This window comes from Paenibacillus sp. J31TS4 (assembly GCF_018403265.1).
In the GTDB taxonomy this organism is placed as follows: Bacteria; Bacillota; Bacilli; order Paenibacillales; family NBRC-103111; genus J31TS4.
Map to the genome: position 1 here is coordinate 1,845,759 of NZ_BOSI01000001.1, position 22,161 is coordinate 1,867,919.

Sequence of the window (22,161 nt, forward strand, 5' to 3'; positions counted from 1 at the left end):
CGCCGATCCTAGCCGGAAGGCGCTTTCTTATAATTCCGTGAAAAGATGATGAGAGCGTTTTTCTTGCGAGCGATTTTCGGTCTGTGCTAAAATACCCGCCCTGTTTCGGACAAGGACAAAGAGACCGGCGGAAACCGCCGGCCTATCCTGAGCTGCCGCTGTCTAGCCATAGCCCTCCCGTTCCAGCGCACGCAGCAGATCGCGGTCGCCCGCATAACCGACCGGATGCAGGGACCCTCCTCGCAGCAGCGCGAGCCGGTCGCCCGCGGCCCCGTCGATCCACTCCAGACGGTGTGTGCTGACGACAACCGTCCGGCTGCGGGCCAGCTTGACGGCCAGATGCCGAAGTGCCATTCCCTCAAGCACATCGAGCCCTTCGAATGGCTCGTCGAGCAGGCAGACCGGGGCGGCCAGCATCGCCTGGAGCAGGCCGACCCGCTGCCGCTGGCCGTCCGACAGGCGTCCGAGGCGGACCCTCTTGACGGCTTCGAGGCCCGAAGCCTCCAGCCACACCGGCAGGAGCCGGCGGGCCTCCCGCGGTCCGAAGCCCTTTTGCAGCGCCTGGTGCAGCAGGTACTCGTCCGTGGTCAGCTCCGGGTAGCCGGCGAACCGCTGCGGCAGATAGCCGATCCTCGAGCGGGCATCCCGGATACTCAGCTTCGTGCGGGCGGAGCGGCCGGTGGCCGATTCGGCATAGTAGCCGATCGTTCCCTCACAGGGAGGGACGACGGTGGTCAGCAGCTTGAGAAGCGTACTCTTGCCCGAGCCGTTGTCACCCAGCACATAGGTCATGCCGGGGCGGAAGGTGTAGGACAGCCCGCGCAGCACCTCCCGGTCCGGTGCATGCCAGCTCACGCCGTCCAGCTCGATCGTGATTCGCTCCTTCATACCGGCTCCCTCCTCCCGGCCGTGCCGGCGTACAAAGCAAGCAGGACTGCCGCCGCGCCCAGCAGCCAGAGTCGGCCGGTTACGAAGCCCGGCTCGTCCGCCAGCAGAAACCACCGCATCCACGCAAGACGCTCGCCAGCCGCCAGAGTGAACGCCCACAGGGCGAGGATCCCTGTGAATGCGAGCCGGATGCCCGCCCATTGAATCAGTACGAAGCCGAGGACGGCCAGGAACAGCATCGGCGCTGTCCAGCCGATCGTGAAGGCAGTCACGGACAGACCGCTCTCCCCCCGGTAGACGAAAGCGGAAACCGGCAGGGCGACCGCTAGCTGGAACCCCGTGACGATTGCCAGACGGGCGAGCGTCTGCTCGAGCACGGAGTACTGGCCCAGCTGCTCCAGCAGCTCCGTCCCCTCGTCTCTCGGACGGAAGGCGTAGCCGATGACGGCGATGACGAGCATCGTGATGCCGTAGAGCCAAATCGTCCACTGCCGCTCGGGCGGCGCCCCGCTGCCGTAAGCGGCGGCTCCCGCCGCCAGCAACGCGAGCCCGGTGAGGAGCCAGCTGCGCGTCCCGTAGCCGTGCCACTGCGAGCGGAGGAGCCGCGCCCAGCGGCGGCCGGGCGTGACGCGCGGCGCAGCGAACGGATCGGCCTCCGTCGCGCGTTCGCTTGCCCCCGGTCGACCGCTTGCCGCCGACCGCCGGTCGCTTCGCAGCGCCGCTATCGTTTCCGGCGGGGGGGCCGCCGATGCCGGCTCGGCGGACGCGGCCGTCTCCTCGCGCAGTCGCTCCCTTACCCGGGCAATGAGCCGGGCGGTGTCTTCGCGAGCCGGCTCGGGTGCGGTGAACCGCTCCAGCCGGCCGCTCCAGCTCCCCTCGAGAAGAGCCAGCTCCGCCTCCTCCGCCTCCGTAAGCGACGAGGTTTCCCCGTCCGCCGGGTCCCGCACGGTTTCGCGTTCGTCCGCTTGTTCCGCTTCCCGCCCTTGTTTCCGGTTGCCTTTCATTCGCCTCGCCTCCTTCCCGCGGATGCCCCCGCCTTCCTGTTCATCGTGTCCGTCCTATCCTTCCTGTTCTTCCCGAAGCTCTCGTCTTCGCTCATACTGTCCTCCAGAATCGTCTGCAGCTGTCGCAGACCCCGCAGCAGCCGGGTTTTGATCGTGTTCAGCGGCAGTCCCGCCGCCTCCGCGATCTCGGCGTACGACAGGTCCTGATAGAACCGAAGCACGACGACCGTACGGTAGCTTTCCGGCAGCTGCTCCAGCGCTTCCGTCATCCATTGCCGCTCCACCTGGCGGTGCGTGAGGTCCATCAAGCCCCCGGCCTCCCGCTCCTCCAAGGCGGCGCTGTCTGCCTGAGCCGTCTCCCTCTGCGTCGCCGCCTTCTTCCAATGATCCCGGCACCGATTCAGGGCGATCTTGTACAGCCAGGGCTTGAAGCGTTCGGGGACGAACCCGGCGGACGCCTGGCGGAACACCGCCAGGAACGCATCCTGCGCCAGATCCTCCGCCAACGGACGGCTGCCGGTCATCCGGTACAGATAGCCGAGCAGCGGCTGGTGATGCCGGTGAATGAGCGCATCCATCGCCGCCTCGCCTCCTGCGGCCCATTCCTTCATCAGTTCTTCGTCGGTCACGAGTCTCCCCCTTTCTTGCTGTCGTCGCCCTTCGGATAGCTGCCTCTTTAGTCCCGGTTCCTCCAGGTAAACCATGCCGCCGATGCTCCCCAGAGCATAAGCCCCCCGGCCAGATAGAGCAAGCGGTTGCGCAATACCCAAAGTTCCCACTCGACATCCGGCCGGACGCCCCAGTAAGCTGCCGCCTGGACGACATTCGGAAACGGCAGAATCGTCGGCGAATAGGGCCCTAGCGCATCGCCGCTCGCCATCGCAAGCGACCAAAACGCGAGAGCCGCCAGCAGCCCGCCGAGCGAATGGCCGGCTACGACCGTCCCCGCCGCCACAGCAGCGCCGACGAAGAAGGAAACCGGGAGACAGAACGCCAAGAACCGCCAGCCGTTCACCCCGAGGTCCGGATACAGCAGCAGTGTCAGACTGCTCATGATCAGCAGCATGAGCACGCTGCCGAGCAGTCCCCTCTCCAGCAGCAGCGACCAGCGGCGGATGGGGTAGGTTCCCAGCAGCGTAACAAACCGCGAGTCGAAGTCGAGCGAGAACACCCAGGACATCGTCAGCGCGGCCAGCAGCATGCCCTCTTGCTCATAGATCGCTCCGGCGAGCTCGGGTCCGCGTTGAAAGCTGCGCCGGAGGAGCTCGGCCGCCCCCCAGCCGACGAGCAGAACGGCCCAGCCGAACGGCGACCGCAGCCAGAGGACGAGTCTGAGCCGGCAGCGGTACCGCCAGCCCGCGCTCATCGGGCCCCTCCCTTGCCGGCAGCTTCCTGCCGCCTAAGCGCCGCCAGCGGATCGAACGCTTCGCCGGTTCCGGCTTCTTCATACGCCCTGTATAGGGAGGCCGCGAGCTGGTACGCCTTGTCTTCGCCTTCGCCCGCCGTCTCGTCGACCGCCCGGGCGAACGCCTCTTCCTCCGCCGTTAGGGGCCGAGGACCGCCGCCTTGGAGCGAGAGCATCTGCGCGTACGCGTCCGTATAAGATTCCCCCTGCCGGGTTCTCGGCGTCGGGAGCCTCTTCTCATACAGCCAGTTCAGCAGCACCCGGAGCCGCAGCTCTTCCACCTCGGGAACGGGTACCCGGTAGAACGGGTAGAGCAGCTCGCTTCCTTCCCGGTACGGATCCAGCGGCGCCCCTTCCAGGATCAGCTCCGAGTAGAGCCGGGACGGCTTGTAGGAGAGGCCGAGCCATTCGTTCAAAAAGGCGATCGCGTCCAGCTGGCTCTCGACGCTCCGGACGTCGGCCGCCAGCCGCTCCGGCTGCGAGACGACCCGGACGCCGCCCGTCTCCCGTTCCGCGAACCGGCCGGCTGCGAGGAACAGGCCGAACGAGCTGTCTCCTTCGTACACGCCCGGTTCCGTCATCGGAATCGGCAGCACCGCTTGCCCGGGCATTCCGTCCAGAAGCCGAACTTTGTAGTGCGACTCGCCGGGCTCGATGTAGGCGGATCCAGGCTGCATCTGCACGCCGTAATAGGCTCCGTTGTGGTCAAACGTCTTGGTGATCATACGTTCGCCGGGCTGCGGATACCAGGCAAGCGGCTTGGGCAGATGAACCGCCTGCCGGTCGGCGAAGCTGTAGGCGGTCAAGCCTTCGTCCCGGTACTCGTCGACCGGTCCCCGGTAGACGAGCCGGAGCCGGAGCCGCTCCCCTTGCCGCACCGGCGTGCGGGTCTTCACCCGGAGAACATCTCCTTCCCGGCTCCACTCAATGGGACGGTCGGCGGTCAGCTCGCTCACTTCGAGCCGGCGGTACAGCGTAAGCACAACGGAGGACGCTTCCTCCCGCTCCGTGAGTTCAAGCAGCAGCGAAGCGTCAGCCGCAAGCTCGTTCGTCCCTGGGAAGCGCAGCGTCAGCTCGGTCTCCCGAACCCGGAACTCGCTCTCCACGGGAATCGCCGCGTAGTCGTCCGGCTGCTGGCTGGTTCCCGTCCGGGTGAAGGAGGCGGTGTCCAGATACCGGATGAGCCGGCCGGACAGCTCGTCCAGGCTGCAGGCACCGGCGATGACAGCCGGCAGGAGCAGAGCCGCTGCCAGCAGCGGCAAGCCCCGTCGTTCCCGCGGCGTCACCCGGTCTTTCCGGTAGAGAAGCAGGGACCAGGCGCCCGCCGTCAGTCCGGCCAGCCAAACGAACAGCTGGTGAAGCGCCGTAACCGGGATTCCCCGAATCCCCCATAGGTTGCTTGCGATTTGGTAATGGAACTGTGTCAGGTCGTATGGCGCCGCCCATCGCCAGAACACGCTCATCTGGCTGGGAGAGCTGTGGAAGCTGGTCTCGACGTAGATCGGCACGAGCCACAGCAGCGGCAGGACGAGATATGCGAGCCGGCTTCGAACCAGCAGCCCGATCAGGAAGCCGAGCGATCCGGAGAACGAGACGGCCCCTCCCATTTGCAGCAGCGTATAGCACAGATAGGCGGGCAGACGGTCCGTGTCGGCCTCGTCGACAAGGAACCAGACGGCCTGGAGGAGAACGGCGGGCAGGACAAAAGCGAGCCCGTACAGCTGCACGGCCAGCCACTTGCTCCCGAGCCAGGGAGTCTTGGCGACGCTCCAGGAGAGCGCCAGCCGGTGCAGGCCGTTGTGTTTGTCGCGCTGAAGGACAAACACTCCGAGCAGCCCGCAGAACAGGGCCGCCGCCGGCATCGCGATCAGGAGGGAATCATAGTAGCTGACCATTCGCGTGAGGCCCTCCGGCGGGCGAAGCTCATAGCGGTCCGCGACGAACAGCCAGTAAGCGGCGTGCAGCAGGACCGGCAGCAGCCAGCCCTTTCCCCGCGCCAGGAGGAGCAGCTCCATGCCGAGCGCCGGCTTCAGCTGCTTCATCGCACGGTCCCCTTCAACACGGCGACGTAACCGTCCTCCAGCGTGGGTGCGGCCGTCCTCGCCCCCGCCGCGGGCCGGTCATCTGCCAGCAGGCGAAGGCGCATTCCCGTGTCCTGCCGCACGCCGGCTATGACGAGCCGCTCCGCGTACAGCGCATCGGCCTGGTCCTCGTCCACTTCCGCCTCCCATACGCGTCCCGCCGCTTCCGCCGCCAGCTCCTCCAGCGAGCCGCGGAAGCGCAGCCGGCCCTCATGCAGGACAACCACCTCGTCGCAGACGGCTTCGATGTCGCTCACGATATGGGTCGACAGCAGGACGATCCGGTCTGCCGTCCGCCGCCGTAGCAGGTTGCGGAAGCGGATGCGCTCGGACGGATCGAGACCGGCCGTAGGCTCGTCGAAGACGGCGAACGGCGGATCGCCTAGCAGAGCCTGCGCAATACCGAGCCGCTGCTTCATGCCGCCCGAATACCCGCGGATGCGATCGCCCGCGCGATCGGCGAGATTGACCTCCGCCAGTACTCGCTCGACCTCGGTTCCCCGTGCTTTTGGCTCGGCGAGTCCTTTCATCGAGGCCGCATAGTGGAGAAACTCTCGCCCTGTCAGCTGGCCGGGCAGCTCGACGCGCTGGGGCATGTAGCCAAGTGCCGAGCGGGCCTCCCGGCCATGGGACACCGTGTCCCAGCCGCAGATGCGGATGGCCCCCCGCGAAGGCCGCTGCACGGTAGCCAGCGTCGAGAGCAGAGTCGTCTTGCCGGCTCCGTTCGGGCCAAGCAGGCCGGTGATCCCCGGCCGCAGCTCCAGATCGAGCGGGTGCAGCGCTTGCTTGCGCCGGTAGGTTTTGGCGACGCCTGCGAGTTCAACTAGAGTGGGTTGCATAGATTCTGGTCCTTCCTTTCCGCATGTCTATCCCTTACACGACCGTCTCTAGCAAAAGGTTCCCGCCCTTCGCCCAAAGCTGTGTATTCCTCCAAGCCGCGTCATTCTCTTCGAATCGGAGTGATGCGGCTCCTGGCGCCGCCCGGATGGAAGCAGGCTGTCTCCTCTATCCGCCCGCTTGCCTGTCGTGCTTCCCGCGACGGGCAGCTCTCTCTATACGAATGCCGTTCCCGCGAGAGAATAGAGACATATGATGATCTTGGAAACGAATAACCTCTTAGAAGGGTGAGAACAACATGAGCCGAAAGAAGCGGCGGCGATATCGTTCCTCCCGTTCGTTGGCTCCGATCCACAGCTACCGTCACCCCAAAGTGTCGGTCATCATCCCAGTGAAGAACGAGGTGCGGACGATCGCAAGGGTGATCCGGGAAGCGGGCAAGGTGCACAAACGAACCGAGGTCATTGTGGTCGCCAACGGCTCCACGGACGGCTCGAAAGAGGTGGCGAAGCGGATGGGCGCCCGCGTCATCAGCTACCGCAAGCCGCTCGGCCACGATGTCGGCCGCTCCGTCGGAGCGCGCAAGGCGCGGGGAAACATTCTTCTGTTCACGGACGGGGACATCGTCATCCCGGCTTATAAGCTGCGGAGGCTCGTCCGGGCGGTAAGGCGGGGAACCGATGTGGCGCTCAACAAATATATGGGACGGATAGCGAACAGAAAGGTGCACAGCGTAGTCCTGGCCAAGTATGCGCTGAATACGCTCTTGTCGCGGCCCAGTCTGAGGGGCGCCTCCTTGACGACGATTCCTCACGCCATGAGCCGCAGGGCTCTCGAGCAGATCGGCACCAGTCGACTTGCGGTTCCGCCCAAAGCTCAGGCGGCGGCCATCGCCGCGGGGCTGAAGATCCGCGCGGTCACGTATATCGACGTCGGCCGGACGAATCCTCGCAAGCGCGGGCCCCGCGGCGGGCCGAACCCGGTCAAGGAGCTGATACTCGGCGACCATCTCGAAGCGATCTACGAGTACATCCGGAGGACCGGCAAACGGGGGCGCCACACCGACTTGAAGCGCCAGCGCAGCTTGCTATAGTACGCGTGCGTGACGAGGTGCTGCGCCGCAAGGCCCCGTATACGCCAAATCCCCGCGCACGCCAAAAAAAGCTCCCGCCCGGTTCTCCGGCGGGAGCTTCTTCGGCATGGTGGCTAGGCTGGCCCTCCTTTGACCGTGCGGCGCTTGTCGCGCAGTCTCCGGTAAGACGCATAGCCCCTTCGGAGGACAGTCAGGAGCGGCTTGCGCGGGAGGCTGAACGCGCCGACAAGCTCCGCCCCGAGGTACAGCAGCAGCACCACGACCACCAGAACGACGACGGCGAGCCAGAGTACGTCTTGCGACAGCCCCAGTGCGCACAACCCGAACAGGGCCGAGCTGCCGTACAGAATTCGTACGGTCGTCTTCGTATCGAAACCGAGGCCGAGGAGGCTGTGGTGAAGATGGCCCTTGTCGGCGGCGAAGATGGGGGTTTTGTTGCGCTTGCGCCGGACCATGGCGAGCAGCGTATCGGCCAGCGGCACTCCTACGATCAGCAGCGGGCTGATCAGCGAGAAGAAGGCGACCTGCTTGAACCCGAACACCGACAGCGCGGCCAGACAATAGCCGAGGAACAGCGAGCCGGTATCCCCCATGAAGATCGAGGCCGGTGCCTTATTGTAGCGCAGGAAGCCGAGAATGCTGCCGAGAAGCGCGGCGCACAGGACGACGACAGGCGGGTTGTTCATGAGAATGGCCATCGCCAGCACAGCGGCGGTAGCGATCGCGGATACTCCTCCGGCGAGACCATCCAGGCCGTCCATCAGGTTGACGGCGTTGCAGACCGCTACGATCCAGAAGACGGTGAGCGGCCCGCTCAGCCACTGCAGCTCCATCACGGCTTCCCCAAACGGCAGATTGACCAACTCAATATGCAGACCGGCGAGGACGGCGGCCGAAGCGGCCGCTGCCTGTCCGAGCAGCTTCCAGCGGGCGGGCAGATTGTACCGGTCGTCCAGCACGCCGACCACCGTCATCAGCGCCGCGCCGGCGAGCAAGCCGGCATAGAGCTTAAGCGATTCGCCCAGCAGCGGCACGGCCGCCCCGAAGCCGGCGGCAAAGGCGGCGAACATCGCCGCACCACCCGCGCTTGGCATCGGCCGCTTATGTACGGAGCGGGCATTGGGCAGCGCGACGGCACCGAAGCGCAGTGCCCAGCCTTTGACGAGCGGCGTCAGAAGCAGGCTGAGCAGAAGGGCAACGCCGAACCCTCCGATCGACAATGCAGCAAGCACGGCAGACTCCTCCCTTGATCTCTATAGGCGGCAACGGTCACCTTACTCTTACTGTATGAGGAAGGCCTGTTTTCATGCTACAACGGAGGGCTCGTCCGGGTTCGGGCTGCCGGAGCCGCCCCGCTATTCCTGGCCGGCTGGACTCTCCGCGCTCTCCGTCAACAGCCGGCGGGCGCGTAGACGGGCGGCATTGAGCGACTGCCAGGCGTCCGGCTCGTCCAGACGGCTCCGGAACCGGGCGAGCGTCTCGGCAAGTCCCGATGGAGGCAGCGACCCGCGGCCCAGCTCGATTAACGGCGGGACGGCATCGGCGGATAGCGACTCCAGATAGCCGAGATCGATCCGGCCGGTGGCGGCGTAGCGCTCGCTGTTGCTGCGCACGATCCAGGCGTCGATGCCCACGTAATTCAGCACAAGGTAAGCCGCCGCCCCCGTGAGCAGGAACAGGCGGCCGAGCGGCAGAGAAGACCGCCAGACGCGGAGGAGGGCCAGCAGCAGCCAGACGGCGAGCAGCAGCATGAATGCATGGCCGAGCAGCCGGCTGGAGGTGAAGCCGTAAGCCTCTTCATAGAGTGCTAACCGCAAGTGAGCGGAGACGAGCAGAATGCCCGTGAAGCCGACCAAGAGAGCGAGCAGCAGGCGAAGCACCCGGTCCGCCGTCCGGCCGGCGGCCGCCTTGCTCCAACGGACTGCTCCGAGAAGCAGCCCAAGGTTGAGCACCGAGACGATGACCAGCTCCGCGAAGCCCTTTCTCGCATATTCCGCGTAGGTGACATCGCCTGGCAGCCGGCCCTCCCCTGCTCCGAACAGATACGAGAACTGAATGATGGAGAAGAGAAGGTAGACCGCATTGACGAGCAGGAGCACCGTGCTCGAAGCAACCGGATCGAGACCGCGGCCTCTAACCGTGCGGGAAGCTCCGGGCTCGTCCGGCCCCCTTTCCGGCTCGTTCGCCCTCGGTTCGGGGTGCACGAGCCCGAGCATGTACCCGAAGCTCGCCAGCGCGACGACTACCATAACGGCCAGCCGAAAGCCTCCCTCGGCGACCGGCAGGCGGCCGATCCAATTCGGCAGCCCGCTGGTCCATTCGCGGAACACGGAATCCGCGGAAGCCAGCAGCAGCAGCACGAGAACGAGAAGCGGCAGAGCGATGGTGGCACCGAGCGCGATCTGTCCAAGCGGTCCGCTTTGCCCGGACTTTCGCTTCGGAAGAAGCGAGCGGACAAGCCGGAACGGAACCGGCAGCTTCAGAATCGGCTGCAGCAGCAGCCGGTCCAGCGCCTCCTGCAGAAGCTCGGAAGCACGCCAGAGCCTGCCCGACCGGTCGGCGGCCGCTACCGTATGGAGCAGCAGGAACAGCGGAAGCCCCAGACCATTCAGCGCGTGCAAGAACGCGTTGTCGAACAGAACGAACGTTAGAGCCAGGAGGAAGCTGTAGGCGAATCCGATCCAAAAGACCGGCGACCGGAGACTCCCGGGTGCAAGCGTCCACCAGCCGTACAACGCATAGCCCGCCAGCACGAAGAGCGGATAGGAGAGCCCCGGCGCGTGGAAGACGAACAGCAGCTGGAACAGAAACCCGAGGCCCAGGCAGCCGAGCAGCAGAACGGGCAGGCGGCGGCTCATAGGGCGGCCTGATCTGCGGCAATCCGCTCCGCTCCGGCGCCCGGCTCGGTTCCCGCGAGCCAGTCAAGCATATACCGGTGGAACGCCTCCCAATCCGCCAGACGCTCGCCGCGCGACGTATAGAGCGAAGGCTCCTCTGCCCCCTGACGGATGCGCAGCGCCTCCCGGACGATCGTCCTCCAGCGCCCCGGCAGCTCCGCCAGCAGCCGCCGAGCGGCCCGCTCCTCCGGCGCGCTGCGGATATAGCGGTGCACGTAGGCAAGCCGGAGCAGCTTCAGGACAGCCGTCTCCAGCGATTCGTCGCTGTCGGCGGGCAGCAGCCGGCCCAGCGCATAAGCCGCCCGCACGCTGTTCGGATTCATGGTCGGTTGCATGTGGATCTTCCTCCTTGCCTCTATTTGCTTCTAGTTTACCTTGTAAAACAGGAATAAAAAGAGTAAGTTTGAATCAGTAAATTTCCTGTTTTATTGGGGCGAGAGCCCAAGCAGGCCGCAGGGCCCCCTGAGGCGGGAGGAAAAGGAGAGAGGCTTATGAAGATGATGCGGCACTACATGCAGCTGAGGCATACCTACCCGCAGCAGCCCGACGGCGCCGAGCTTGCGGTAACGCTGGACGAGCTGGCCGAGGCGCTTGCCTGCACCCATCGAAACGTCGTGCTCGTCCTTAAGCGGATGGAGGAGCGCGGCTGGCTCGAGTGGAAGCCCCGGCGCGGGCGGGGCAATCGGTCCGGCCTCGTGTTCCGGATGCCTCTGGAGACGATGGCGGTCGAGGCGGCCAAGCTGCATGTCCAGCGCAAGGATCTGAAGAGCGCGCTGGAGCAGGTGAGCGCGCCGGGACTCCCTCCGGCCGCCCGCGAGACGTTCCAGGATTGGCTGTACGGGCAGTTCGGTTACAGCCGCGAGGGAACCGAACAGGCCGGACGGGATACGCTGCGGTTCCCCTGGAGCCAGCCGATCCGGACGCTGGATCCGCTGGCGATCCATCTGGCAGCCGAATCTCATCTCGTCAGCCAGCTGTTCGACGGCCTCGTCCGGCGGCATCCGGCCCGCCAGCAGATCGAGCCGCATCTCGCCCACGCCTGGGAGACGGACCAGAGCCGGACGGAATGGCTATTCTACCTGCGCAAGGGCGTGCTGTTCCACCACGGGCGGGAGCTGCGCGCGGAGGACGTCGTCTACTCGCTGGACCGGCTCCGGACATCCACCGACAAGCTGCTGTACAGCTGGGTCTACGCCGACATCCTGGAGACGCGGGCGGTCGACGCGACGACGGTGCTTGTCCGGCTGCGGCAGCCGAACGAGCTGTTCCTGCCGGTGCTCGCGACCAACCGAGCGTCCATCGTGCCGGAGGAGCTGTGCCGCGGCCAGGAGGAGCGGTTCGCGGAGCACCCGGTCGGCACCGGCCCATTCCGTCTCGCCGAGCATGACGAGGCGCAGTGCGTGCTGGAGGCGTTCCCTTCGTACTTCCAGGGCCGCGCCCATCTCGACCGCGTCGAAATCTGGAAGCTCCCCGACCTTCCCAGCAAGGACCTGGAGCGGTTCCAGCTCATCCACAACGTCCGCCTCCCCAAAGCCTCGGAGGCCGCCTGGACCCAGGTGAAGCAGCAGGGCACGACCTGCAAGTTCCTCACCTGGAACGTGCTGCACAACCCGCTCTTGCAGCGGCACGCCGTCCGCCGGGCGCTGGCCGCCGCGATGGACCGGGGCCGTCTGATCGAGAGGCTGGCCGGCGACGTCATCGTTCCGGCCAGCGGCTTCCTCGGCCGGAACGCGGAGGAGGCGCCTCCCCCCGTCCCCGCAGATGCGGCAGAGCAGTTGGAGCGCGCCGGCTACCGGGGCGAGACGCTGGAGCTGTGCACGATTCCGCAGTATGAGGCTGATGCGCGGCACGTCGTGGCGATATGCGCCGAGGCCGGCATCCCCGTCAACGTCACCCTGCTGCCGGTAGAGCGGTTCAAGAGCGACGAGCGGTTCCGCTGCGACCTGCTGCTGTTCACCGTGCTGCTCGACGGCGATGCCGAGCTCCGGCTGATCGATCTGTACACGAGCATCCGGCCCCATGCCCCTTCCTCCCTCGCCGCCTGGATGGACCGTGAACTCGAGGCGATCCGGCGCGAGCCCTCCGCCGAAGCGAGGCAGGAGAGGCTTCTGGCGATCGAGCGGGAGCTGAAGGAACAAGAGGGAATCGTCTTTCTGTACCAGAAGCATCTGAAGACGGTCTACCATCCGTCGGTCAAGGGGGTCTCGATCGACTCGCTCGGCTGGGTCCAATTCAAGGACATCTGGTTTAAGCCGGAGGCGACCCCTTCCTCCTCCACCTCTGACGTCCCTGTGATCCGCTAACAGTTGACGGGATTCCTGCCGCCGTCCGCCAACCCAAAAAAGCCAGTCCGGCCATAAGGCCTGACTGGCTTTTTGATGCGGAATGGCTGCGGCCGAGGGCCGAGCCTTACAGCGGCTTGGGCGGGACTTGCGTCGGGGTCGGCGTCGGCTGCGTGCCGGTTCCCGGCTTGTGCGTTGCGGCCGGATCCGGCGTCGGGCTCGCGGGCGGCCTCGGCGTCGCAGATGGCTCCCGCGTGGGCGCCTTCGACGAGTCGGGCGCCTCGGTCCGATCCGGCTTAGGCGTCGCCGTCGGGTCCGGCTTCGGGGTCACGTCCTGCTTCGGAGTCACGTCCTGCTTCGGGGTCACGTTCGGCTTCGGCGTGGCCGTCGCTTTCGTTCCCGACTCCTGGTTCAGGTCGATGCGCGGCGTCGTCTTGGGCTTCGGCGACGGATCCGCCTTGGTGCCGGACGAGTCCGTCGAGGATCCCGTCCCCGACTTTTTGCCTGGTGTCGGAGTTGGGGTCGCATAAGGTGCCGTCAGGCCAGCCTCCGCCCGCAGCGCTCTGCGCGCCGCGTCGAGCGACTCCTGGTTCGGCAGGATGAACGGGCTCACCCATTCGCCGTCAATCGGCATGTACTTGACGTTGCTCCGGTCGATGTTGTAATACGTCTTCATCATGTCGCGGATCTGGCTGCTCGGAATATCGGTTTTCATTTGGCCGCCGACCGCCTCGATGAGGTCTCCCAGCTTGGTCAAGCCGCCGACCGAGGCCAGCTTGCCGAGCATCTGGTCGAGCACCTGCTGCTGGCGCTTGTTCCGCTGGAGGTCGGACGACTCCTCCGTCCCCCGATTCGACTTGCGGTACCTTACGAAGTCGAGCGTCTCCTTGCCGTTCAGCTGCTGGACGCCTTTCTTCAGATTGATGTTCGTGCCGTCCTCGGTGTCGACATACCGCATATCCATATCGACATCGATCGTCAGACCCCCCAGCTCGTCAATCGCCTTCTGGAAGCCTTTGAAGTCGATGGTCACCATATAGTCGATCGGCAAGCCGAAAAATTCGCTGTACAGCTCCTTCGTTTTGGCGAACGCCGTCTGCTGGTCCTGCAAGTGAAAGTACGGATAGTAATAATTCGCTTTGCGGTGGGGCAATCCTTTGGGCTCCATCTCCAAGTCCCGGGGGACGGAGACGACGGTAGCCGATTTGGACTGCGGATTAAGCGTGATGCCCATGATCACGTCGCTGTTGAGGCTACCGGTCTCGGGACGGGAATCGACCCCCATGAGCAGGAAGGTCAGCGGCTTGACCTTGGCCGAGGAGGTAATCGGCACCGTATCGGGTGTTCCTATCTTATCAATCACTTCGTTCGTCGTCTGATAGATCGAGTTCAAATAGAGCGCCACTGCGCCGATGAGGAGAACGATAACGGCAAGAAGCCCCATCAGTACCTTGAACCATAACGGCTTTTTGGCTCGTCTAGGCACAAGCATGTTCAGTTCCGACATTCCATAACCCCGTTTCCCTAATTTCCTGTATCCAACCATCCGTTCCGGGTGTCGCTTCCGAACCTACTGGCTATTTATAAAAATATAACGCCACCAAGCGGCAAAAAGTTACAAACCGATAACAAATTGGTCTTCTGGACCAATGGTTAGAAAATCCATCTAACAGTTTAACGCAAGTTAGCGCCGAGCGCAAAGCCCTTCCGGACCCGGTCCCCTATCCTGCCGAACGCCGGCGGAAACGGGACGCGGCCTTGACCTCCAAGGTCCCGGCACGGCTCCCGGCAATAAAAATGCCGCAAAAAAAGCGCCCCAAAGGGACGCTTCTTCTTCAGCCGCGGAACACCCACAGCTTGGAGCCTATGAAATTGAGCCCCATCGTTATGACGGTCACCGCCAGCTTGGCTGCAAGCGCAGGAAGGCCGAGCAGCCCGGTGAACAGATAGAGGAGGAGCAGCGACAGCCCGAGCGTCGCGCCGTTCACGACGGCGAACCGGACGAGCTGGCCGGCTGCCGGTGCTCTCCGGTCGCCGAACGTCCAGTACCGGTTCCAGACATAGCTGTTCGCCATGCCGCCGGCGTAGGAGATCACCTGCGCGATGGCATACGGAACGCCGAGGCCTGCGTTCAGGATGGTGAACAGCAGCAGATCGACCGCTGTGTTCAGCACACCGACCAGGTTGAACTTGACGAACCGGCGGACCCCCTGCCAGCGGTCCTCTCCTGCTCGAGGCGCGGCGGGTGTGCCGGCCGCGTCGGCTGCGCGCCCGTGCGAAGCTTCCCGGTCCCCCGCTTTGCGTCCTGGCGCGCCTGCAGGCCGGTCTTCCCTTGGCTCGAGGCGCTTCCCGGGCGCTCCGCCGTTAGCGCTCATGACGCTCTCCCGCTTCCGTACCGCCGCGGAAGCCGCGGGCCTCTTTGACGATGTACAGCGGCCGGTTCTTGGACTCGTCATAGATCCGGCCGATATATTCCCCGATAATGCCGAGAAGGATGAGAACGATACCGTTGAAGAGCAGGTTGCTGGCCAGAAGCGACGTCCAGCCCGGCACGGTCATGTTCGTGAACAGCCGCTGGTACAGGACGACCAGCAGGAAGACGAAGCTGAACAGCGAGAGCGCGAAGCCGAGATACGTCGCCAGCTTCAGCGGCTTGTACGAGAACGACGTAATGGCGTCGAGCGCGAAGCGGATCATCTTTTTGAGCGGGTACTTGGTCTCTCCCGCGAACCGCTCCTCCCGCACATATTCCACGGACGTCTGGTTGAAGCCGACCCAGCTGACCATTCCCCGGATGAACCGGTTCTTCTCGGTCAGCCGCGACATGACGTCGCACACCTTGCGGTCGATCAGGCGAAAATCCCCGGTGTCGACCGGGATGTCGACGCTCGTCATGCTGCGCAGCGTGCGGTAAAACAAGAGTGCCGTCACTTTTTTGAACGCGGTCTCCCCTTTGCGCTTGAGCCGCTTGCCGTACACGACGTCGTACCCTTCCTTCCACTTCTTGATCATCTCCAGGATGACCTCGGGCGGGTCCTGCAGGTCCGCGTCAATGACGACGACGGCCTGTCCCTGTGCGTAGTCCATGCCTGCGCTGATCGCCACCTGATGGCCGAAGTTGCGCGAGAAATTGATCAGGCGGACGTTCGCGTCCCCGTCGCAAATCCGGTTCACAATCTCGACCGTGCGGTCGCGGCTGCCGTCGTTGACGAAGACGAGCTCGTACGGCTCGCCCTGGCGGTCCATGACCTCCTTCAGCCGGCCGTAGGTGACCTCTATCACCTCTTCCTCATTGAACATCGGCACGATGATCGAATACTTCGGATCCACACCTTTGACCTCCCAGCTTGAATGCTTCCTTCGTCCATGGGGACGGACTTTAACTATAAAAATACCACGACGGGAACCATTTTAGGAAATGCTCGGCATAGGACCGGCTGACCGGCAGCCCCGACAGCACCGGATAGAACATCGCGAAGAGGACGAGGCACAGCCCGAGATAGACGTAGACGGGCTTGCGGAGCCTGGTGTCCCGGCCGATCGCCAGCTGGAATACGTACGTCAGGCACAGGATCAGAAACGGCACCATCGCAAAGTAGTGGTAGATAAACGTCAGCCGCGGCACGAGCATCCAGGGCAGGTACTGGGAGAAGAACGCGATTCCCGCTACGAGCACGCCGCGATTCCACCGGCGGTGAAGCAGGAGCAGCGCGACCGGGACTGCCAGCGTCCCGAGCCACCAAATGGCCGGATTGCCCATCGAGATGATGCTGGCGATCTGGCCCTCGGGGAGAAGCGCCTGCCCCGTGTAATACCAGATCGGCCGTACCATGAACGGCCATTCCCACCACTGCGAGCCGAACGAATGGGTCGCCACCAGCTTGCTGTGATAGTCGAACATGTCGGTCTGGTAGCTGATCAGCTTCACAAACGACAGCTCCTCGCCCTTCGCCAGCATGATCGGGACAAAGGAAAGCGAGTAGATCACAAGCGGGATGACGACGAAGAACAGGCCGCACCACGCCACCGTGGCGGCCGTCCGCCTCGGGAAGATGCGGACGATGCGGGCGAGCTCGCCGGCCGCCGCCCCGTCGGGCTCTGCCGCAAGCGCATGGCGAGCGGCGGCGTACTCCCGGTATCTTTCGTACAGCGACAGGAAGAACAGAACGGCCAGACCCGCGCCCCCATAGATGACGATCCACTTGCTCGCCGCACCGATGCCGAACAGCAGGCCGGAAAGGAACAGTGGCACGAGCGTCCGGCGGAGCGGCACGTCGTAAAAGCTCATCCGGGTATACAGGAGCATGTAATAGAACATGATCATGATGAAGAAGACGCCGTACACGTCGATCGTCGAGATCCGCGTCTGGGCGAAATGCATGAAATCCACCGCCAGCAGGAACGTCGCCATGAACGCGAATTCCGTCCGCCCGAACATCCGCTTGGCGAACAAGTACATGAGCGGAAGCATCCCGATGCCGAACAGTGTGCCGACGATGCGCCAGCCGAACGGGGTCATGCCGAACACGTAGACGCCTGCGGCGATCATCTCCTTGCCAAGCGGCGGATGCGTGTTCTCGTACGGCTTGACGCCCTCGAGATGCTCATAAGCGGCCCGGGCGTGGTAGATTTCGTCGAAATAGGTGCCGTGAAGGAAGGTCGGCTCGTACGGAACGGCCTGCTGCTCGTCGAACATCCGGGACGCCGCTTCCTTGTCCGCTCCCGCCTCAGCCTCGAACCCTGCGATGACAAGCGGCGTCTCGCTGTCCTTGGCGAACAGGGCGAGCTCCTTCATCTCAAAGCCCGGCGAATCCGCCTGCAGCCTGACGTAGCGGGCCGTCGTCTGCACCGGCAGACTCGTCCAGGCGAAGACGCGCGTATAGGTGATGTCGATCGTCTGGGCGTTCGTCCAGCCCGATGCGCGGTCCGTCGAGAATTCGACGCGCAGCTTGCCGTCGCCGATGCCGCTGAACGCGTTCAGCCGCTCGATCGCCACCTGCGTGCCCAAGTCGACCACCACGCTCTCCCCGTGGGCGGTCGGCTTCCAGGCTGTCTGCGGCTCCTGGAACGAGCCGAGCTGGAACAGCGCGAGGGCGGTATACACGGCGGTCAGCCCGCCCAGAAGCCAGCCGTCCCGGCGGGTCATCCGGCCGCGGACCTCCTCGAGCTCGCGGGCGGCCCGGCGGGACACCAACCGCTTGGCCACCTGGCCGGCTGGAGCGCCCGGAGCCGGGAACAGCCAGTTCTCCTTCTCCCCCCGTTCCTCGTCGGGAGAAGCCGGCGGCAGAATCGCCGCCCGCCGCCCGTGGATCGTCAGATCGGCGGCGATCCGGTAGAGCCACAGGAGCAGCGCCACGTTGGCGATCGACGTTCCGAGCAGCACCGGATCCCCTTGCTCGACCATGTAGGTGCCGCGCAGCGCGCCCGCCAGCACGTAGCCGATATTGAAGAAGGCGGTCAGGCTGAAGCCGCCGTACAGGTACAAGAGCCGCCGGTCCCCCGAGCGCACATACGCGAGGAGCGCCAGCAGCAGCGCAGGGAACAGATAGCGCTCGTGCATCTTGGCGCCCAGCACGAAGACGGTGGCGATCAGCACGAGGCCGAGCAGCGCGTACGGCACCGGCTCGTCCTTGCGTCGCTTCGCGAACAAGTAGAAGCAGAACGCCGTCGCCCAGACGATGAACAGCCAGCCCCACGTCTCATAGGACAGGAACAGCAGCCGTTCGGACTGGGGCAGCCAGTTGCCGCCCGTCAGCGCGAACAGGTTAAAGGCGTTCAGCGTCGCATACGGATACGACGCCAGCGTCGCCAGGTAGAGCTTCGCCAGCCAGAGCGGCTCGTTATGGAGGGCAAAGGGCAGCGCCCCGCCGAGGAAGACGGCGGCTCCCGCCAGGATGCTTGCGCCGACCGCACGCCAGCTGCGCGAGACTGCCCAGGCGACGAGCAGGACGGGCGCAAAGATGAGCGCCTGCGGCTTGATCAGCAGCGCGAGCGCATAGACGGCGGCTGCCCCGGCCAGTCTGCCCCGGTCAAGCTGAACCACGAACAGGGCCAGGAACAGCGTGAAGATCGAGTCCACCTGTCCCCAGGCAGCCGAGTCGGCGATGACGGCCGGGCTCGTCGCGTACAGGAGCGCGATGCCCGCTGCGGCGGCCGCCGGCAGGCGCGAAGCCGTGAGCCGGTACAGCAGCGCGGCGGTGACGAGATCCGCGAGCATCGCCGGCGTCTTGAGCGCGAGGGCGAACGCGGGCGTCTCGGCGGTCCAGTGCATGGCTTTGGCCAGCAGGCCGAGCATGTACAAAACATAAATATACCCGGGCGGATAGTCCGCGAATCCGGCATTGGCATAATAACCGGAGAAGCCGTGCTCTGTGACGAGCAGCGACCAGGCGGCGAACGTATTCATGTCGCCGGGGTATCCGTGCACCGCTTTGGCGGCCAGCCAGCGTACGACGGCCGCTGCGGCCAGGACGAGCACGAGCGGAATCCAGCCGGCGCGATGGGCCTGCGGTCCAGTCAGGGCACCGCTCCCCGCCAGCCGATGAGCGTGCGGACGGATCCAGGAGCGGTCAATCAGCCCGAAGATCATGACGAAGATCGCGGCGAACAGCAGCGTCGGCAGCGGCGTCGCCGGCTTGGCCGAGACCTGCGGGGAGTCCGCGGTCGGCACGAGCGGCACGACCTTTTTGCCCGCCGGAACCGTCTCGGCCTTCTCGAGCGTCACGTCGTCGAAGTAGGCCTTGCCTTCATTCAGGCTGCCGTAGCCGCCTAGCCGCAGCGCCACCTGAATCTCCTTCTGCGCAGCGCCGGTCTTGCCGTAAAGCTCTATGTATTCCCACTTCCCGTTCGTCTCGAGCAGATCGGGCGACGTATCCAGAACGCCGAGGAAGGACAGGTTGGCGCCCTTGGCCGACCCGCCGACCCCCTCCGTGCGCACCCAGCCCGCCAGCCGGTACGTCGTCGCCGGCTCGACCGTTACGGTCTGCACCCACTTGGCGTCGTTCGGCTCCCGGCTCTCGATGAGAAGGGCACGGCCGGAACGTCCGCCGTCCGCCGCGTCGAGTCGTGTGCTCTCCCCCTCGACCCATACGTCCTTCTCCCACCCGTCGGCGCCCTGCTCGAACGACCCGTTGGTCAGCAGGTTCGCCGAGGCGGCAGCCGGTCCGGGCCTCCCGGCGAGCACAGCGAGGCACAGGAGAAGCAGCATCGTCATCAGCGTTTTTTTGCAAGTAATGGGACTCACCTACTCCTTCTGTTTCTGTGTTCCATTATGCCAAAATCGGAGGGCCGGCGGTAGTCCCCCCTTCCATCGGCTTCCAGTCTCCATTCGGAGCTTGCTTCGGCAGCGCTCCACTGTACGGAGCTCTCAAGCCTCCGTCTCCATGGACGCGGAAGACCGGACGGAGGTTGCACCGACACGTCATTTGCAACGGATGGCCGTTCTGCTATCCTGGGAAGGTCCGGCCCGACGGGGCCGCGGTTCGGAACCATCCCGCGTTATCAAAACTAAGGAGGCACCGCTATGCTGTTCAACCCGCTCTGGGGCCTGCTGTTCATGCTCGCCCACTTCGCTCTGTTCCTGCTCTGCTACCGGCTCTTCGGCCGGACGGGGCTGTACGCCTGGGTCGGCTTCGCCACGGTGCTCGCCAACATCCAGGTGACCAAGACGATCGAGATGTTCGGCATCGTCATGACGCTCGGCAATACGATGTACACCACCCTCTACATGGCAAGCGATCTGCTCAACGAAAAGTACGGCCGCCGGGAGGCGCAGCGCGCCGTCTGGTTCGGCTTTTTCAGCCTTCTTGCCTCAACGGCACTTATGCAGATGACGCTCGTCTTCACTCCGCAGGAGACCGATTTTGCGCAGGAGCCGCTCGAGAAGCTGTTCGGCCTCATGCCGTGGCTCGCAGCCGCGAGCCTTACCGCCTATTTTGTCAGCCAGTTCCTCGATGTACGCCTGTACAGCTGGCTGCGGCGGCGCTTCCCGGCCCATAACCAGTTCTGGGTCCGGATCAACGGCAGCACGGTGCTGAGCCAGCTTGTCGATTCGCTTGTGTTCTGCACGATCGCGTTCGCGCTTCCGCGTGTGTACAGCTTCGACGTCTGGCTCCAGATCTTCCTGACGACTTATCTGTTCAAATTCGTTATCTCCGTCGCTTCCACACCGGTGCTCTATGCGGCACGCCGCTTCCGCACTCAGGACGAGCCGGCCGCCGGGCAGCCGGAGTCCTGAGTACGGCAGGATTTCCTCCCGCGCAAAAGCCGAGTCAGGCGCCAGCCTGTATCTGCACAGCCTTGGCCGGACGGCTCCCGCCTATACCCGTACCCTGAAACCCGCACGCCGCCCTTTTCCCCTCTGCGGAAAGGGGCGGTTCGTGTAAGAGAGACGCCTTGGGTGAAATGTAAACGACCGTTATGGTAAAATATAGAAAATGCCAAAAGGAGGCTCTCTTATGGCCGTCCTCAAAAGCTTCACTTGCCTGACGCTCGCGTTGGCCGCCGAGCTGTGGACCGGATTTAGCCGCACCGGCAGCTTTTACGACCGGCAAACCTCTATCGCATCCTCACGTCTCGGCTACGTTCTCCTGGTTGCCGCCTCAGGCGCGGCAGCAGGAACGATCGTCGTCTGGCTTGCCCGCCACCTTTAACACGCTCGGGCGCTGCCGCTCGTGTTCGGACTCTACGGCCCCATAAGGAAACTCTATAAAGAAAGCCGCGGAAGCGGATCTCCGGGAACTCCCTGCGATTCGCCTCTGCGGCTTTCTTTGGTATGCCCGTTCCTCTCCGGCTGGTCATTCTCCAGAACTTCGGCGGATGTCCCCGAATGAGAAAGCAACATTTTAGAGCGGACATCGTGTTACAACGAAACATGAAAAAACAAAAGGAGATGAGGAAAAATGAACAGACTGACTGGAAAGACGGCACTGGTAACCGGGGCAAGCAGAGGGATCGGCCGTGCGATCGCCCTGCGGCTGGCCAGAGAAGGAGCCATGGTGGCCGTGCATTACGGCACGAACCGGGAGGCGGCGGAATCGGCCGTTCGAGAGATTGAGCAAAGCGGCGGAACCGCTTTTGGCATCGGTGCGAAGTTTGGTTCCAGGGAGAGCGTGACGGCGTTTTATGAAGCACTGGACGAAGCGCTGCTAGCCCGTACCGGCGACACGCGTTTTGACATCCTGGTGAACAACGCGGGGATCGGCCTGGCCGTTCCCATTGAAGAGACGACGGAAGAAATGCTGGACAATCTCATAGCCGTTAACATGAAAACGCCGTTCTTCCTCATTCAGCAGGCGCTGCCTCGCTTGCGGGACGGAGGACGCATCATCAACATGTCGTCCAGCACGACGAGAATCTCCCTCCCCGCCGTTACCGCCTACAATATGACCAAAGGCGCGGTCAATGCGCTGACGCTTTCCCTGGCCAACCAGCTCGGTCCTCGGGGAATTACGATTAATGCGATCCGGCCCGGGTTCGTGGCCACCGATATGAATGGCGCGATGCTGCAGGACCCTGACATGCACCAATATGGAGCGAATTATTCGATCTACGGCAGATGGGGACAGCCGGAAGATATCGCGGACATCGCCGCGTTTTTGGCCTCCTCAGACAGCCGCTGGGTAACCGGTCAATTTATAGATGCCAGCGGCGGCTCGCATCTCTAATGACAAGGA

Annotated in this window: 18 protein-coding genes; 5 read left to right on the forward strand and 13 right to left on the reverse strand. The window is 64.4% G+C overall.

The genetic code is table 11. The features are described 5' to 3' along the window. Positions 1-162: 162 nt before the first annotated feature. Genes KJS47_RS08605 through KJS47_RS08630 form a run of 6 tightly spaced genes read right to left on the reverse strand, consistent with a single transcriptional unit; the run spans position 163 to position 6,217 of the window. Positions 163-888 carry an ATP-binding cassette domain-containing protein gene (locus KJS47_RS08605; protein ID WP_213524484.1) on the reverse strand — a complete coding sequence of 242 codons (726 nt, stop codon included), beginning with the start codon at positions 886-888 and terminating at the stop codon, positions 163-165. Then, positions 885-1,892, reverse strand: coding sequence for a hypothetical protein (locus KJS47_RS08610; RefSeq protein WP_213524485.1), 1,008 nt, complete (start codon positions 1,890-1,892; stop codon positions 885-887). The genes KJS47_RS08605 and KJS47_RS08610 overlap by 4 nt, the downstream gene beginning before the upstream one ends. Continuing rightward, the gene (locus KJS47_RS08615; protein WP_213524486.1) at positions 1,889-2,521 is read right to left on the reverse strand and encodes an RNA polymerase sigma factor; all 633 of its coding nucleotides are present in this window, start codon (positions 2,519-2,521) and stop codon (positions 1,889-1,891) included. The genes KJS47_RS08610 and KJS47_RS08615 overlap by 4 nt, the downstream gene beginning before the upstream one ends. Before the next feature lie 47 nt (positions 2,522-2,568). Then, positions 2,569-3,258 (reverse strand): hypothetical protein, encoded by a 690-nt coding sequence (locus KJS47_RS08620; protein WP_213524487.1) that lies wholly within the window; start codon positions 3,256-3,258, stop codon positions 2,569-2,571. Continuing rightward, positions 3,255-5,339: a M1 aminopeptidase family protein gene (locus KJS47_RS08625; RefSeq protein ID WP_213524488.1), complete on the reverse strand. Its 2,085-nt coding sequence runs from the start codon at positions 5,337-5,339 to the stop codon at positions 3,255-3,257. The genes KJS47_RS08620 and KJS47_RS08625 overlap by 4 nt, the downstream gene beginning before the upstream one ends. Continuing rightward, a complete protein-coding gene (locus KJS47_RS08630) occupies positions 5,336-6,217 on the reverse strand; it encodes an ABC transporter ATP-binding protein (RefSeq protein ID WP_213524489.1) in 882 nt (293 codons plus the stop codon). The genes KJS47_RS08625 and KJS47_RS08630 overlap by 4 nt, the downstream gene beginning before the upstream one ends. Positions 6,218-6,513: 296 nt before the next feature. Here KJS47_RS08630 and KJS47_RS08635 point away from each other — a divergent pair, with 296 nt between their 5' ends. Then, entirely contained in the window at positions 6,514-7,308 is a 795-nt protein-coding gene (locus KJS47_RS08635) for a glycosyltransferase family 2 protein (RefSeq protein WP_213524490.1), read from the forward strand. Between the two features lie 113 nt (positions 7,309-7,421). Here the strand turns inward: KJS47_RS08635 and KJS47_RS08640 are convergent, their stop codons facing one another. The 3 genes from KJS47_RS08640 to KJS47_RS08650 all read right to left on the reverse strand — a co-directional run bounded on the left by KJS47_RS08640 (position 7,422) and on the right by KJS47_RS08650 (position 10,540). Further along, positions 7,422-8,540 carry an MraY family glycosyltransferase gene (locus tag KJS47_RS08640; RefSeq protein ID WP_213524491.1) on the reverse strand — a complete coding sequence of 373 codons (1,119 nt, stop codon included), beginning with the start codon at positions 8,538-8,540 and terminating at the stop codon, positions 7,422-7,424. Between the two features lie 123 nt (positions 8,541-8,663). Further along, complete coding sequence (locus KJS47_RS08645) at positions 8,664-10,166, reverse strand: DUF4153 domain-containing protein (protein ID WP_213524492.1); 1,503 nt, start codon at positions 10,164-10,166, stop codon at positions 8,664-8,666. Further along, positions 10,163-10,540 carry an aminoglycoside adenylyltransferase domain-containing protein gene (locus tag KJS47_RS08650; RefSeq protein WP_213524493.1) on the reverse strand — a complete coding sequence of 126 codons (378 nt, stop codon included), beginning with the start codon at positions 10,538-10,540 and terminating at the stop codon, positions 10,163-10,165. The genes KJS47_RS08645 and KJS47_RS08650 overlap by 4 nt, the downstream gene beginning before the upstream one ends. Before the next feature lie 156 nt (positions 10,541-10,696). On the opposite strand from KJS47_RS08650, the gene KJS47_RS08655 reads away from it, so the two are divergent. Then, on the forward strand, positions 10,697-12,508 hold the full coding sequence (locus KJS47_RS08655) for an ABC transporter substrate-binding protein (protein ID WP_213524494.1): 1,812 nt from the start codon (positions 10,697-10,699) through the stop codon (positions 12,506-12,508). Positions 12,509-12,614: 106 nt separating this feature from the next. On the opposite strand, the gene KJS47_RS08660 is transcribed toward KJS47_RS08655, so the two are convergent. The 4 genes from KJS47_RS08660 to KJS47_RS08675 all read right to left on the reverse strand — a co-directional run bounded on the left by KJS47_RS08660 (position 12,615) and on the right by KJS47_RS08675 (position 19,730). After that, positions 12,615-13,994 (reverse strand): LCP family protein, encoded by a 1,380-nt coding sequence (locus tag KJS47_RS08660; RefSeq protein WP_213524495.1) that lies wholly within the window; start codon positions 13,992-13,994, stop codon positions 12,615-12,617. A gap of 328 nt (positions 13,995-14,322) precedes the next feature. Next, on the reverse strand, positions 14,323-14,862 hold the full coding sequence (locus KJS47_RS08665; protein WP_213524496.1) for a GtrA family protein: 540 nt from the start codon (positions 14,860-14,862) through the stop codon (positions 14,323-14,325). Then, entirely contained in the window at positions 14,852-15,787 is a 936-nt protein-coding gene (locus tag KJS47_RS08670) for a glycosyltransferase family 2 protein (protein ID WP_374707021.1), read from the reverse strand. The genes KJS47_RS08665 and KJS47_RS08670 overlap by 11 nt, the downstream gene beginning before the upstream one ends. 79 nt (positions 15,788-15,866) lie before the next feature. Next, on the reverse strand, positions 15,867-19,730 hold the full coding sequence (locus KJS47_RS08675) for a glycosyltransferase family 39 protein (protein ID WP_249716187.1): 3,864 nt from the start codon (positions 19,728-19,730) through the stop codon (positions 15,867-15,869). Between the two features lie 282 nt (positions 19,731-20,012). On the opposite strand from KJS47_RS08675, the gene KJS47_RS08680 reads away from it, so the two are divergent. The 3 genes from KJS47_RS08680 (at position 20,013) to KJS47_RS08690 (ending at position 22,152) form a co-directional block, all read left to right on the forward strand. After that, the gene (locus KJS47_RS08680) at positions 20,013-20,723 is read left to right on the forward strand and encodes a queuosine precursor transporter (RefSeq protein WP_213525034.1); all 711 of its coding nucleotides are present in this window, start codon (positions 20,013-20,015) and stop codon (positions 20,721-20,723) included. 220 nt (positions 20,724-20,943) lie between these two features. After that, positions 20,944-21,138, forward strand: a complete 195-nt coding sequence (locus KJS47_RS08685; RefSeq protein ID WP_213524498.1) for a hypothetical protein — start codon at positions 20,944-20,946, stop codon at positions 21,136-21,138. A gap of 249 nt (positions 21,139-21,387) precedes the next feature. Continuing rightward, a complete protein-coding gene (locus KJS47_RS08690) occupies positions 21,388-22,152 on the forward strand; it encodes an SDR family oxidoreductase (RefSeq protein WP_213524499.1) in 765 nt (254 codons plus the stop codon). Positions 22,153-22,161: the final 9 nt, after the last annotated feature.

Excerpts from the sequence above, each read along its gene's own strand:
- KJS47_RS08605 (WP_213524484.1), bottom strand. The coding sequence starts at position 888 with ATGAAGGAGCGAATCACGATCGAGCTGGACGGCGTGAGCTGGCATGCA.
- KJS47_RS08610 (WP_213524485.1), bottom strand. The coding sequence starts at position 1,892 with ATGAAAGGCAACCGGAAACAAGGGCGGGAAGCGGAACAAGCGGACGAA.
- KJS47_RS08620 (WP_213524487.1), bottom strand. The coding sequence starts at position 3,258 with ATGAGCGCGGGCTGGCGGTACCGCTGCCGGCTCAGACTCGTCCTCTGG.
- KJS47_RS08625 (WP_213524488.1), bottom strand. The coding sequence starts at position 5,339 with ATGAAGCAGCTGAAGCCGGCGCTCGGCATGGAGCTGCTCCTCCTGGCG.
- KJS47_RS08630 (WP_213524489.1), bottom strand. The coding sequence starts at position 6,217 with ATGCAACCCACTCTAGTTGAACTCGCAGGCGTCGCCAAAACCTACCGG.
- KJS47_RS08635 (WP_213524490.1), top strand. The coding sequence starts at position 6,514 with ATGAGCCGAAAGAAGCGGCGGCGATATCGTTCCTCCCGTTCGTTGGCT.
- KJS47_RS08645 (WP_213524492.1), bottom strand. The coding sequence starts at position 10,166 with ATGAGCCGCCGCCTGCCCGTTCTGCTGCTCGGCTGCCTGGGCCTCGGG.
- KJS47_RS08650 (WP_213524493.1), bottom strand. The coding sequence starts at position 10,540 with ATGCAACCGACCATGAATCCGAACAGCGTGCGGGCGGCTTATGCGCTG.
- KJS47_RS08655 (WP_213524494.1), top strand. The coding sequence starts at position 10,697 with ATGAAGATGATGCGGCACTACATGCAGCTGAGGCATACCTACCCGCAG.
- KJS47_RS08660 (WP_213524495.1), bottom strand. The coding sequence starts at position 13,994 with ATGTCGGAACTGAACATGCTTGTGCCTAGACGAGCCAAAAAGCCGTTA.
- KJS47_RS08665 (WP_213524496.1), bottom strand. The coding sequence starts at position 14,862 with ATGAGCGCTAACGGCGGAGCGCCCGGGAAGCGCCTCGAGCCAAGGGAA.
- KJS47_RS08670 (WP_374707021.1), bottom strand. The coding sequence starts at position 15,787 with ATGTTCAATGAGGAAGAGGTGATAGAGGTCACCTACGGCCGGCTGAAG.
- KJS47_RS08685 (WP_213524498.1), top strand. The coding sequence starts at position 20,944 with ATGGCCGTCCTCAAAAGCTTCACTTGCCTGACGCTCGCGTTGGCCGCC.
- KJS47_RS08690 (WP_213524499.1), top strand. The coding sequence starts at position 21,388 with ATGAACAGACTGACTGGAAAGACGGCACTGGTAACCGGGGCAAGCAGA.